Origin of the sequence: Nitratireductor aquibiodomus, from assembly GCF_900105565.1 — a bacterium.
GTDB classification, from domain to species: domain Bacteria; phylum Pseudomonadota; class Alphaproteobacteria; order Rhizobiales; family Rhizobiaceae; genus Nitratireductor; species Nitratireductor aquibiodomus.
In genome coordinates this window covers 1,621,493-1,633,928 of sequence record NZ_FNSL01000001.1, presented here as the reverse complement: position 1 = coordinate 1,633,928, position 12,436 = coordinate 1,621,493, and the positions used below count along the sequence as shown (strand labels likewise).

The following is a 12,436-nucleotide window of genomic DNA, read 5'->3' as shown; positions in this document are numbered from 1 at the left end:
GTTTCAGAAGCCGGCGCTCGCCCCTCATCAAAAATCAGGCAGCCAGTTCCTGCTCCACCAGCGTCGTCCAGAATTTTACGCCGGTGCCAATCGCCCCGTCATTGAAGTCATAAGCCGTGTTGTGGTGCAGCGCGCCGTCCACGGCCGGGCCATTGCCGAGCCACACATAGGCCCCTGGCACATCTTGCGAGAAAAACGCAAAATCGTCGCCCGCCGTCGAAGGCGGAAAGTCGGTGCGCACCTTGTCGCCGCACACGGCCTGTGCCGCCGCCAGCGCACGCGCCGTCGCATCCGCATCGTTCACCACGGGCGGAATGCGGCGGATGAAGCGGTATTCCGCCTCGATGCCGAACATCGCAGCAACGCCGTTCGCCAGCCGGCCGATCTCTTCTTCCAGCTGGTCGCGCACGCGTGGCGTATAGGCGCGCGCCGTGCCGGCAATGTCCATGAAATCGGGGATCACGTTGAGCGCATTGGGGTCGCCCGCCTGCACCGAGCAGGCGCTCACAACGGCGGGCTGGAGCGGGTCCACCACACGGCCGACAATCGTCTGCAGGCTGGAAACGAAGTGCCCGCCCGCCGTCACCGGGTCCTTGCCCAGATGCGGTTTTGCGCCATGGGTGCCGACACCGCGAAAGCGCACCTGCCAGCTGTCGGAAGAGGCAAGCTGCGGGCCGGCCACAACCGCCATCTCGTCGGTGTCGAGGCCGGGCATGTTGTGCAGGCCATAGACCGCATCGCATGGGAAAAGCTTGAAAAGACCGTCCTCCACCATGCGCTTTGCGCCGCCACGACCTTCTTCCGCCGGCTGGAAGATGAAATGCACGGTTCCGGCGAAATTGCGCGTGCGCGCCAGTTCGCGCGCTGCGCCCAGAAGCAGCGTCGTGTGTCCGTCATGGCCGCAGGCATGCATCTTGCCGGGCACGGTGGATTTATAGGGGCGGTCGGCGGTTTCGGGCATGGCGAGCGCGTCCATGTCGGCGCGAAGGCCGATGGTGCGCGGGCCGTTGCCCACCGTCAGCGTGCCCACCACGCCGGTGCCGCCAAGGCCGCGATGCACCTTCATGCCGGTCTCTGTCAGATGTTCGGCGACGATCTGGCTGGTGCGCTCTTCCTCGAAGCCCAGTTCGGGATGGGCGTGCAGGTCGCGTCGCAATGCGGCGAGAAAATCCAGCTCCGCGCGAACATCCTCGTTAACAGCCATCAATACGCCCTTTCCATTTACGCGTCTGCCCGGATAAAAGGTGCCTTCCGCAGCAAGGCGGCCGGCGTGGAGATTGTCGCTCTGTCCGGGAACAGAAATCCAAGGTGAAAACAGCTCATTCTTAACGCGGGGCCTTTCGGCAGACAATGACGCATTCCGATTTCCAGATCGATCCCCAGGCATTCTGGCAGGTGCTCGAACCGGCAGGAACCTTTGAGCGCGCGCCGCACGGCGGCCACAAGGGGTTCTTCCCCGCGGAGCTGCCCGATGGGCGTCAGCTCGGCCTCCCGATCCGCGTTCTTTCAGGTGGGGAGCGGGCGCTTGCCTCGCTCATCGTCAACCAGGCGAGCTTCACCGTTTCCGACGCGCTGGCAAAGGCGCTCGCCGAAAAGGCGTCGGCCTTCAGGCCGGATGTTGTCGTCGGCCTGCCCACCCTCGGCCTCACGCTCGCCTCGCAGGTCGCGCGTGCGCTCGGTCACAGCCGCTATGTGCCGCTCAGCACGTCGCGCAAGTTCTGGTATGAGGAAGAGCGTTCGGTTCCGCTGCGCTCCGTCACCAGCCCCGATCAGCAGAAGCGGCTTTACGTGGACCCGCGCATGCTGCCGCTCATCGAGGGTCGCCGCGTGCTTCTGGTGGATGATGTCATCAGCACCGGCAGTTCCATTGTCGCCGGTCTCAAACTCCTCAAACTGTGTAACATTGAGCCCGTCGCCATCGGTGCTGCGATGCTCCAGACGACGCGCTGGCGCGAGGCGCTTTCGGCTGAAAGCGCAGGCATCTGCGAACGCGTGGTCGGCGTGTTCGAAACGCCGGCACTGGCGCCGACGCCCGAAGGCGGGTGGCTGCCGGAAAACTGATGGCCCCTTGCCATTGTCGTCGTCGCACGCCATCATGTTGCAATGCAGCATGACCGGTTCGGCACATGACGGTAACGGGAGCAGAGCGCAGGGCGCGAGCGACGACGCCCGTCAGGCTGCACAATGGTCTCAGCCAGCTCCTAGGCTCCATTTATCCTGACCAGGACCCCGTCGCGCTCGCAGAGCGGGTGCTGGCCGCGTTCTTCGGAAAGAAGGGAAAACCGCGCAGACGTGGCAGGGTCCCGGCAAACTCCCTGTGGAGCGAGAAAGACAACTACGTCATCACGTATGGCAACACGCTGGTGGATGGCGAACACAAGCCCCTCGATCTGCTGCATGATTTTTCCGAGCGCTATCTGGCGGGCGTCTTCACAGGCATTCACATCCTGCCCTTCTTTCCGTTCACTTCGGATGATGGGTTCGCCGTTACCGACTATCGCGAGGTGAACAGCCAGTTGGGCGACTGGGCCGATATTTCGCGCATCGCCGGCCGTTTCCGTCTCATGTCCGATCTGGTGATGAACCATTGCTCCAGCCAGAGCCGCATGTTCTCGGATTTCCTGCAGGGCCACGAACCCTGGGATCGGTTCTTCAAGATGGCGAGCCCCGAAGATGATCTGAGTGCGGTGGTGCGACCCCGCACGCATCCACTCTTGCGCGCCTTCGAAACGGAAAGCGGTACCAAACATGTCTGGTGCACCTTCAGCCACGATCAGGTGGATTTCGATTTTTCCAATCCGCGTGTCCTGTTCGAATTTCTCGATATCATCCGCGAACATATAGAGCGTGGCGTGCGCACCATTCGCCTCGATGCGGTAGCCTTCCTCTGGAAGGAGATCGGGACTAGCTGTATCCATTTACGCCAGACGCACGAGATCATCCGCCTTATCCGGCTCTTGTGCGATTATCGCGAAGAGCCGATTGTTCTCATCACCGAGACCAATGTCCCGAATGTCGAGAACCTCAGCTATTTCGGCAATCGCAACGAAGCGCACATGATCTACAATTTTGCGCTGCCGCCGCTTCTCCTGCATGCGCTGCTTGGCGGTACGTCGAAATATCTCAACGCCTGGCAGATGGCGATGCCGCCGGCGCAACTCGGCTGTGCCTATTTCAATTTTTCCGCCTCGCATGATGGCGTTGGTCTGCGTCCGGCGGAGGGGCTGATCCCTGAAAACGAGATCGCGCGGGTGATCGAAACCGTGCAGGGTTTCGGTGGCCGCGTGTCCTATTACAGTCGGCCTGATGGAGACAGGCCCTATGAGCTAAATGTGGCCCTCTTCGACGCCTTCGCCGGCACACATCAGGGCACGGACCACCTGCAGGTCGAACGCTTCCTGTGCAGCCAGGCCATTGTCATGGGGTTGGAGGGCATTCCCGCATTTTACATCCACTCCCTGCTGGCCACGCGCAATGATTATGACGGTGTTGAAAAGCTGGGTTACAATCGCGCGATCAACCGGAAGCGACTGGACTATGCGATGCTGCGCAAGGAGCTCGATGACCCGAACACGCTCTCGGCCCGTGTCCTTTCAGGGTTGAAGGAGATGGTGCGCGTGCGCTCAGCGCAGCCCGCGTTCCATCCCAATGCCACGCAGTTCACACTCCAGCTTGGCGAAGCATTTTTCGGGTTTTGGCGCCAGAGCCTCGACAGGTCGCAGAGCATTTTCGCAGTATCGAATCTGACCAGTCAGAAACGATCTATCCCCTCCATGTCACTCAACCTCATTGAGGGGGATGCGTGGCATGACCTTCTGTCTGGTGAGCCGGTGGCACAGCTTTCCGGCGAGATAGCCTTTGCTCCGTATCAGACTCGCTGGATCTCCAACCGGCAAACGGTTTCATGATCATCAGGCCGCGCCTCGTCGTGTTCAGCGACCTGGATGGTACGCTGCTGGATCACGAGACCTATGATTTCACGCCCGCTCTGCCCGCGATAAAGGCGTTGCGCGCGCGCTTTGGCGCGCTCATTCTCGCCTCCAGCAAAACGGCTGCTGAAATCGCGCCGCTGCGTCGCGCTCTGGATTTTTCCCACTGTCCGGCCATCGTGGAAAATGGGGCTGGCATCCTTGCTTCCGAGCGGGGCAGTCAACATGAGAGCGGTGGCCGCTACGAGGAGCTCATCGGCCATCTCGATGCTCTGCCTCCAGAGCTGCGGCAATGCTATTCCAGCTTTTCGGACTGGGATGAGCAGGAGGTGGCCGCGCGCACGGGCTTGAGCTTGGAGGCAGCGCAACTGGCCAAACAGCGTGAGTATTCCGAACCGGGCATCTGGAGCGGAACGGAAGAGGCGTTTGCCGCGTTCTGTCAGGCACTGAGCAGGAGGGGCATTTACATCCAGAAGGGCGGTCGGTTTGTCACGCTGTCGTTTGGTGGCACAAAGGGACAAAGGGTCAGGGAGCTTCTGGCCCGGCTTGAAGACAAGCGCGTGCCAGCGATCAGCATCGCACTTGGTGATGCACCGAACGACAGGGACATGCTGGAAAGCGTCGATATTGCGATTGAAATTCCCAACCCTGCGCACGCAGGGATCGGCAAGATTGCCCGTGGTCGAAATCAGGTGCTGAGAAGGGCGCGTCTTGCGGGGCCGGCAGGCTGGAACGAAGAAATGCTCGCAGTGCTGGAAGAGATCGAATAGCGGGGAGGAACATCATGTCGGATTTTCAGCAGAGCGGAAGCGTCGCCACGCTGCACAATCTCGGCACCATTGCACCCGAAGAGATGGAGCGACAGCTCAACCTTTTCGCCGGCCGTCGCAAGATCACGCTCATCCTGCCCTCGCTGTTTTCGGAGCTTGAAGCCCCGGCGCTTGGCCAGATCGTCGATGAACTCTGCAAGGTGGGCTACATCAATCACATCGTCATCGGGCTTGATCGCGCGGACGAAAGTCAGTTTCGTTTCGCGCAGGACTACTTTGCGCGCCTGCCGCAGCAGCATTCGATCCTGTGGAATGATGGTCCGCGCCTCAAAGCGGTTCAGGAGCGCCTCGCCTCTCTTGGGCTCGCGCCGGAAGAGCCCGGCAAGGGGCGCAATGTCTGGTATTGCATGGGTTACACGCTTGCATGCCAGGACAGCGATGTGGTGGCCCTGCACGATTGCGACATCACCACCTATTCGTGCGAAATGCTCATGCGGCTTGTCTATCCGCTGGCCAACCCTTCCTTTCCCTACCAGTTCTGCAAGGGATACTATCCGCGTATCGCAGACGGAAAACTGAATGGCCGGGTCAGCCGGCTGTTGATCGCGCCGCTTTTGCAGGCGTTGCAGCGCACCTTCGGCCACAGCGATTATGTCGAATATCTGCAGGCTTTCCGCTATCCGCTGGCGGGCGAGTTCGCCATGCGAACGTCCATCCTCCCGGACATCCGCATTCCCTCCGACTGGGGGCTGGAGATCGGCGTTCTTTCAGAAGTCTGGCGCAATCTCGGTCGCCACTCGGTCTGCCAGGTGGACATCTGCGACCGCTACGACCACAAGCACCAGCCGCTGTCGGCAGAAGATGCCGCACGTGGGCTTTCGCGCATGTCCATTGACATTTCCAAGGCGATTTTCCGCAAGCTGGCAACCGACGGCATGGTGTTCAGCCAGGAGCATTTCAGGACCCTCAAGGCCACCTACTACCGGCTCGCTCTTGATCTAATCGAGCGCTATTACAATGACGCCATCATGAACGGTCTGCATGTCGATCGCCACAAGGAGGAAAAGGCCGTGGAACTCTTTGCCGCGAATATCGTCGAGGCGGGGCACACCTTTCTGGAGCACCCGATGGAAACGCCTTTCATCGCCAATTGGAGCCGTGTGCAGTCGGCCGACCCGGATGTTTTGAGGCTCCTGCGTGAAAGCGTCATTGCCGACAATGCCGAGGTTCCGTCCTGACGGTTACCAGTCGAGCGTTACAGGACGTCATCAGATTTGTATTGGAGCCGTATTGTGGCGGCATTCGTGGCGTAGCGCGCACTTGAACTAGCGTGCGCACTCTGATTCCCTGATGCGGACGCGCGGGCGGAGCGATTCGCTGTCGCCGCCTGCCCCCAGGAAGGACCAAGGCCCAATGACGGACGAAAAGAAGCCCGAAATCTCAGAAATGCGCCCCAAGATCACCATTGTCGGTGTCGGCGGCGGCGGCGGCAACGCCGTCAACAACATGATCACGCAAAATTTGCAGGGGGTGGACTTCATCGCCGCAAACACGGATGCGCAGGCGCTCACCATGTCGAAGGCCGAACGGCTGATCCAGCTTGGCGCGAACTCGACTGAGGGGCTGGGTGCGGGGTCGCTGCCGGAGATCGGCCAGGCCGCCGCCGAAGAGACCATCGACGAGATCATGGATCACCTGTCGGGCACGCATATGTGCTTCGTCACGGCCGGTATGGGCGGAGGCACGGGCACGGGTGCCGCGCCGATCATTGCCGCTGCGGCCCGCAATGCCGGCATCCTGACCGTCGCCGTGGTGACCAAGCCGTTCACCTTCGAGGGCAATCGCCGCATGGCCATCGCCGAGCAGGGGATAGAACTTCTGCGGCAGGCGGCGGATACGGTCATTGTCATTCCCAACCAGAATCTTTTCCGCATCGCCGACGCCAAGACCACCTTTGCCGAAGCGTTCGAACTGGCCGACAAGGTTCTTTATTCGGGCGTTCGCTGCATCACCGATCTGATCGTCAAGGAAGGTCTGATCAATCTCGACTTTGCCGATGTGCGTTCGGTTATGCGCGACATGGGTCGCGCCATGATGGGCACTGGCGAGGCGACGGGCGACGCCCGGGCGATGAAGGCGGCTGAAGCCGCCATCGCCAACCCGCTTTTGGACGAAGCCAACATGAAGGGTGCGCGCGGCGTGCTGGTCTCCATTTCCGGTGGCCGCGACATGACACTCTTCGAGGTGGACGAAGCAGCCACCCGCATCCGCGAAGAAGTCGGCGACGATGCCGAGATCATCGTCGGCGCTATCTTCGATGACAAGCTGGAGGGTGTCTTCCGGGTCTCTGTCGTCGCCGCCGGGCTGGCAAGCGAGACGGATGTGCAGGTCGGTGAGAGCGGTCACGCCGAGGCACTGCGCGCCTAGGTGGCGCGATGATTTTTCGGGCGGTACAGAGCCGCCCGAATTTCGGAATTTGACCGGTTTTCCATTATTTCAGAGCGAATTTCAGAATTTCAAACCGGAATTTCCCAAATTTGTAAGGGCGTGCTGAAGCACAGGTTGCCAACGTCTATCACCATGTTTCGTTAATCCGCGGCTGGTATCCGGAGGGTGTGGTGATTGCCGCACGGATCAGGAAACGGGGGCCGCTGAATGGCGAGCAGAACGGCATGGTTGAAGCGCGGGCTGGCCGCGGCCGGCCTTTTGGCGCTGGCTTCCGGGCCGCTTGAGGCCGCAACCTTCTCGCCCGAGCGCGGCCTCAATCTCGATCTGTGGGATACCTGGCCGAACGAGGCAGAGTGGTCGCGCGACGGCGTGCTCCTGCCATATCCCGAATGGCGACGCAGGCTGGATGCGGAAGATCTGGTATTTCTGAAAAATGTTGGGTTCGATTTCCTGCGCATGCCGGTCGATCCCATTCCATTTCTCTCTCCGAAGGCAGACCACTTGCGCGAGCGCCTTCTGATGTCGGTTCTGGAGGGCGTGCGCACCATCAACGCCGCCGGGCTGAAGGCGATCGTCGATCTACACCCCATCCCGCGTGGTGCCGACCGGTTTGCAGGGGTAGAAGAGCTTCTGCGCGACGATGCGCTGTTCGAGCGCTATCTGGATCTCGTGCGTGACATGGGCCGTACGCTGGCCGCAGAGGACCCCGAGCGCGTTGCCTTCGAACTGTTGAATGAGCCCGTGACGGGCTGCGAAGGCGCGGAGGCTGCAACCTGGGACGATCAGCTTGGCCGGCTTTTCGCAGCGGCCCGATCTTCTGCGCCGCGCACTACGCTCATTCTGTCCGGTGCGTGCTGGGGATCGGCCAGCGGGCTTGCCGCACTCAACCCCAACAGCATTCCGGACGACAACATCCTGTGGGGGTTTCATTCCTACGATCCCTTCATCCTGACCACGCAGGGCGCCCTGTGGGCAGGCGACTTCATTCGCTATGTGACGGGCGTTCCATACCCTCCCTACGAGCACAAGGCGGAACTGGAAGCTGCGCTTTCAAAGGCGCGCGCGCGTATTCGCGCTGACGCACCCTTTATGCGCCGCTCCGGCATGCTTGATTATCTTGATGAGCAGATCGCGGGCATCGACACGGAGCAGGAACTGGATGCTCAGATGGATGCGCCCTTCAAGACGGTGGCGGACTGGACCGCGCGATATGGCGTCGACCCGGAGAACATACTGCTCGGCGAGTTCGGCATGATCCGGCAGGAATACGGGAATCCCGACGTGATCCCCGGCGCGTGGCGCGCAGCCTATATTCGAGACATGATCGAAAAGGCAGAACAACGCGGTTTTGCCTGGTCCATCTGGGGTTATGGCGGGGCTTTCGGCATTGTCGAGGAATTTGGTGGCAATCCTGCCGAAGACGATGTGCTGCGCATGATCCGCTCACTGAAGAAGTAAGGTCAGGACCTGTTTGAGACTTCCAATGACGAAAATCGCTTTTGTCGGCACGGGCTTCGTTGCCGATTATTACATGACGACGCTCCAGAACCACCCCGGTCTCCAACTGGCGGGTGTCTGGGACCTTGATGCGGCAAGGCTCAGCCAGTTCTGCGATTTTCATGGTGCGCGCGCCTATGCGGACATGCAGTCCCTTCTTGATGACGGGGATGTCCGGATCGTCGTCAATCTGACGAACCCGGAGAGCCACTACGCGGTCAACAGGGCGTGTCTCGAAGCCGGCAAGCATGTCTATTGCGAGAAGCCGCTGGCCATGAACGTCGATGAGGCGGAAGCGCTGGCGAAGCTTGCTGCAGAACGCGGCCTGACCGTCTGTTGCGCCCCCGCCAATGCGCTAAGCACCGCGCACGAGGCTTTTGTCCGCCTCATGGCCAAAGGTGAGATCGGCCGCCCGCGCCTCGTCTATGCCGAGATGGAGGACGGCCCCGTCTTCCGTGCCGACTGGCAGAACTGGCGAAGCCGGTCGGGCGCGCGCTGGCCTGGCGCGGAAGAGTTCAAGATCGGCTGCACGCTGGAGCATGCAGGCTATGCGCTGAGCTGGCTGGTCGATCTCTTTGGCCCGGTTGTGCATCTTTCAGCGTCTTCTGCGCTGTGCTTTCCGGACAAGGGTGTCGGGTGTGACGAAGTGCTCGCGCCTGATTTTTCCGTAGGTCTCCTGACCTTCGAGAGCGGCGTCAGGGCGCGACTGACCTGCGGGCTCGCCGCACCGCGCGATCGCTCGCTCACCGTTCTCGGAGACAGGGGCAGTCTGATCCTGCGCGATCTCTGGGATGACAATTCGCCTATTCATCTGTCCGCGCCGGGACGTGAACGATCTTTTCTGGAACGGGCGCTGAACGCAATCGAACATCGAATCGGCCGAACCCTGCCGGTAAGCGTTTTTCCGGGAAAGCGGGTGTCCAGCCATAGGGCAGGCAGGAAGAAGACGCTGCCGTCCTATCCTTCGCAGATCGACTTCATGCGCGGTATTGCAGAGCAGGCTAGCGCGCTCGAGGATGGAACCACACCCTTCTTTTCGGGAGATGTGGCGTTGCACCTGACCGAGCTGGTTCTCGCGCTCAATGCCGGAGAACACGACTACACGCCGAAGACCCGTTTCGATTTCAGCCCGCGCTGGGGCGAAGGCTGACAAATCAGGTCAGACGATTGGCCTCGTCGAGAACGGTTTCCACGATCTCCAGAGTGCGCGCACTGTCCAGCGGGGACATGAGGCGATGATGGGTGTTGCCCGAGCGCATGGCTTCTGAAGCCGCTTCAATTTCAAAGCCGAGGCCATGTCCCGCATAGGGAAAGGCATGTTGCCGGATTCCCGGGAACGGCAGGCGGGCGGCGAGTTTGCGGATCGTACGCGACGGGACGGATCGACCCGGAAACGCCGCGAGCTGCGCGGCAAGCCCATTTGAGCATTGCAGAACGGCCCGTGCCGCGATGAACGGGGCGGGAAGCACCAGCGTGCCCCTGCTGCCTTCGATGATGAAGCAGTTTTCGCCCTCGTGATCGAACGCGCAGGAAAGATGCGCCTTCACGTCGCCAGAGAAGTTGAGGGTCAGGGATGCGGACATATCGACACCTGTCGGCGCTGCGCGCCATTCTCCCGCAACTTCAATGGGTTCACCCATCAAAAGCCGGGCAAGCGAGATGCCGTACACTCCTAGATCCAGCATCGCGCCGCCCCCATGCTCTTTCGCGTAGAAACGGCTTTCGGGATCGAAGGGGTGGTAGAAGGCGAGGCTTCCGCGCAGGCGCGTCACCTCACCGATTGCGCCTTCCTCGATCAGCGACCTGGCTTTGGCGATGGCCGGCAGGAAGCGTGTCCACATCGCTTCCATCAGAAAGACACCCTGTTCCGCAGCGAGCGTGGCCAGGCGGACGGCCTGCGCGCTCGTGGTGACAAGCGGTTTTTCCACCAAAACACCCTTGCCGCTCTCGGAGGCCGCGCAGGCGAGGGGGAAGTGCGTGTCATTGGGCGTGGCGATATAGATGGCATCCACTGTGCTGTCGCCCAGCAGGTCCGTGTGCGTGGTGTGGGCCGTCACGTGGTCGCCGTAGCGCGCCGCGAAGGCCTTTGCCTTGTCTGCGTTTCTCGAAGAAACGGCAGCAAGCTCGGCGCCCTCCGACAGACGCAGGTCTTCGGCGAATTGTCCGGCCATGGTTCCCGTGCCGACAATTCCCCAGCGAATGGGTTCGGAGCTTCTGTCTGGCATTGTGGTTCGCTCGTCGGTTTGCGGTGGGGCAGGGCCTCAGGCTAGGGCCTTCAGGTTAACGCAGCCATAAATGGCGCTCACAGTCTGGCGCGGGTGCTGTGGGGGGTGGCCAGAAGCAGGCTTGTTTCGCTGTTCATGATGCCGGGAATGAGACGAATGCGGCGCAGCACCGCGTCGAGATCGGTCAGTGTCGATGCACCGAGCTCCACCACGACGTCCCAGCGGCCATTGGTGGTGTGAACGGCGGAAACTTCTGGAAAACCCTCCAGCGCGTGGATCACCCGGTCGGCGGAGCGCCCTTCGATCTCCACCATGGTGATGCCGCGCACGGGCGCTTCCACCGTGTCGGCCCGCAGGATGACTGTGTACCCGACAATGTGCCCGGCCTTCTCCAGCCGCTCCATGCGCGCGCGCACGGTGGCGCGCGACACGCCCAGATCCATCGCCAGATCCGAGATGCTGCGGCGCGCATCATGGCGCAGAAGGGTGATCAGGCGTTCGTCGAGTTCATCCATGATTGTGCAAAATGAAATCCATAATTAGCAAAATGATAAATGCTTATAGAATTTTTGGCAATTTGGTTTGTTCATTCTGCCGACGATCCGGGGTCGAATAATGGGAACTGTTCAATGGGTCGGTGGCGCTATGCATTGCAAGATCTTGGGTATTCCGGTGCAGGATGGCGCCGGGCGCATGGGGTGCGAAATGGGACCGAGCGCCTTGCGTACGGCCGGTCTCGTGGCGGCGCTTGGCGAGCTTGGCCATCAGGTTTCCGATCTCGGAACCGTTGTTCCAAAACAGCAGGATGTGAAGCCGCATGGCAACCCCGCGCTGAAGGCGTTGCCGGAGATCGTCGCCTGGACGGATGCGATCAGCGAGGCGGCTTACGCTGCGGGAGAAGACGGCATGCCGATCTTTCTTGGCGGCGACCACAGCATGGCGGCGGGCACGCTTTCCGGGATGGCGCGCCGGGCAGCGGAAGCCGACAGACCGCTTTTCGTTCTCTGGCTCGATGCGCATCCGGATTTTCACACGCTCGACACCACCGCCAGCGGCAATCTGCATGGCGTGCCACTCGCCTATGCGAGTGGGCAGGCGGGTTTCGACGGTTTCTTTCCGCGCCTTCACACACCGATCGATCCCACCCGCATCTGCGCGCTTGGCCTGCGCAGCGTGGACCCGGCAGAGCACACGGCGCTGCGCGGGGCGGGCGTGACCGTTCATGACATGCGCGCCATCGATGAGCATGGGATAGCGCCGCTGCTGCGCGCTTTTCTGGAGCGGGTGGCCGCCGAGGGCGGACGCCTGCATGTGAGCCTCGACGTGGACTTTCTCGATCCCGCCATCGCGCCGGCGGTGGGCACCACAGTGCCCGGCGGCGCAACCTTCCGCGAGGCGCATCTGGCGATGGAGATGCTGCATGACAGCGGCCTCGTCACCAGCCTTGACCTCGTGGAACTCAACCCTTTTCTCGATGAGCGCGGTCGCACGGCGACCCTGCTTGTCGACCTCACAGCCAGTCTGCTTGGCCGGCGCATCATGGATCGGCCTACCAGGAGCCATTGAC

11 protein-coding genes are annotated in these 12,436 nt (G+C 61.5%); 8 read left to right on the top strand and 3 right to left on the bottom strand.

Going from position 1 to position 12,436, the window contains the following annotated elements; genetic code table 11:
- Positions 1–34: 34 nt before the first annotated feature.
- Positions 35–1,204: a M20 aminoacylase family protein gene (locus tag BLW55_RS07810; protein ID WP_007008934.1), complete on the bottom strand. Its 1,170-nt coding sequence runs from the start codon at positions 1,202–1,204 to the stop codon at positions 35–37.
- A gap of 146 nt (positions 1,205–1,350) precedes the next feature.
- Between BLW55_RS07810 and BLW55_RS07805 the strand changes: the two genes are divergently transcribed.
- From BLW55_RS07805 to BLW55_RS07775, 7 genes are all read left to right on the top strand, one after another.
- Entirely contained in the window at positions 1,351–2,061 is a 711-nt protein-coding gene (locus tag BLW55_RS07805; protein WP_007008933.1) for a phosphoribosyltransferase, read from the top strand.
- A 65-nt stretch (positions 2,062–2,126) separates the two neighbouring features.
- A complete protein-coding gene (locus tag BLW55_RS07800; protein ID WP_007008932.1) occupies positions 2,127–3,908 on the top strand; it encodes a sugar phosphorylase in 1,782 nt (593 codons plus the stop codon).
- On the top strand, positions 3,905–4,699 hold the full coding sequence (locus tag BLW55_RS07795; RefSeq protein WP_090328013.1) for an HAD-IIB family hydrolase: 795 nt from the start codon (positions 3,905–3,907) through the stop codon (positions 4,697–4,699). The genes BLW55_RS07800 and BLW55_RS07795 overlap by 4 nt, the downstream gene beginning before the upstream one ends.
- A gap of 14 nt (positions 4,700–4,713) precedes the next feature.
- A complete protein-coding gene (locus BLW55_RS07790; protein ID WP_090328011.1) occupies positions 4,714–5,937 on the top strand; it encodes a glycosyltransferase family protein in 1,224 nt (407 codons plus the stop codon).
- 175 nt (positions 5,938–6,112) lie between these two features.
- Positions 6,113–7,126 carry a cell division protein FtsZ gene (gene ftsZ, locus BLW55_RS07785; RefSeq protein ID WP_025030346.1) on the top strand — a complete coding sequence of 338 codons (1,014 nt, stop codon included), beginning with the start codon at positions 6,113–6,115 and terminating at the stop codon, positions 7,124–7,126.
- Positions 7,127–7,354: 228 nt separating this feature from the next.
- A complete protein-coding gene (locus BLW55_RS07780; RefSeq protein ID WP_090328008.1) occupies positions 7,355–8,605 on the top strand; it encodes a glycoside hydrolase family 5 protein in 1,251 nt (416 codons plus the stop codon).
- Positions 8,606–8,630: 25 nt separating this feature from the next.
- Positions 8,631–9,794, top strand: a complete 1,164-nt coding sequence (locus BLW55_RS07775; RefSeq protein WP_090328005.1) for a Gfo/Idh/MocA family protein — start codon at positions 8,631–8,633, stop codon at positions 9,792–9,794.
- A 4-nt stretch (positions 9,795–9,798) separates the two neighbouring features.
- Here the strand turns inward: BLW55_RS07775 and BLW55_RS07770 are convergent, their stop codons facing one another.
- Together BLW55_RS07770 and BLW55_RS07765 are read right to left on the bottom strand one after the other, a co-directional pair.
- On the bottom strand, positions 9,799–10,869 hold the full coding sequence (locus BLW55_RS07770) for a Gfo/Idh/MocA family protein (protein WP_090328002.1): 1,071 nt from the start codon (positions 10,867–10,869) through the stop codon (positions 9,799–9,801).
- Positions 10,870–10,946: 77 nt separating this feature from the next.
- Entirely contained in the window at positions 10,947–11,384 is a 438-nt protein-coding gene (locus tag BLW55_RS07765; RefSeq protein ID WP_007008925.1) for an Lrp/AsnC family transcriptional regulator, read from the bottom strand.
- Between the two features lie 130 nt (positions 11,385–11,514).
- Here BLW55_RS07765 and rocF point away from each other — a divergent pair, with 130 nt between their 5' ends.
- The gene (gene rocF / locus BLW55_RS07760) at positions 11,515–12,435 is read left to right on the top strand and encodes an arginase (RefSeq protein WP_090328000.1); all 921 of its coding nucleotides are present in this window, start codon (positions 11,515–11,517) and stop codon (positions 12,433–12,435) included.
- Position 12,436 lies beyond the last annotated feature (1 nt).

Coding starts and splice junctions, on each gene's coding strand:
- BLW55_RS07810 (WP_007008934.1), bottom strand. CDS start 1,204: ATGGCTGTTAACGAGGATGTTCGCGCGGAGCTGGATTTTCTCGCCGCA.
- BLW55_RS07805 (WP_007008933.1), top strand. CDS start 1,351: ATGACGCATTCCGATTTCCAGATCGATCCCCAGGCATTCTGGCAGGTG.
- BLW55_RS07800 (WP_007008932.1), top strand. CDS start 2,127: ATGACGGTAACGGGAGCAGAGCGCAGGGCGCGAGCGACGACGCCCGTC.
- BLW55_RS07795 (WP_090328013.1), top strand. CDS start 3,905: ATGATCATCAGGCCGCGCCTCGTCGTGTTCAGCGACCTGGATGGTACG.
- BLW55_RS07790 (WP_090328011.1), top strand. CDS start 4,714: ATGTCGGATTTTCAGCAGAGCGGAAGCGTCGCCACGCTGCACAATCTC.
- ftsZ (WP_025030346.1), top strand. CDS start 6,113: ATGACGGACGAAAAGAAGCCCGAAATCTCAGAAATGCGCCCCAAGATC.
- BLW55_RS07780 (WP_090328008.1), top strand. CDS start 7,355: ATGGCGAGCAGAACGGCATGGTTGAAGCGCGGGCTGGCCGCGGCCGGC.
- BLW55_RS07775 (WP_090328005.1), top strand. CDS start 8,631: ATGACGAAAATCGCTTTTGTCGGCACGGGCTTCGTTGCCGATTATTAC.
- BLW55_RS07770 (WP_090328002.1), bottom strand. CDS start 10,869: ATGCCAGACAGAAGCTCCGAACCCATTCGCTGGGGAATTGTCGGCACG.
- BLW55_RS07765 (WP_007008925.1), bottom strand. CDS start 11,384: ATGGATGAACTCGACGAACGCCTGATCACCCTTCTGCGCCATGATGCG.
- rocF (WP_090328000.1), top strand. CDS start 11,515: ATGCATTGCAAGATCTTGGGTATTCCGGTGCAGGATGGCGCCGGGCGC.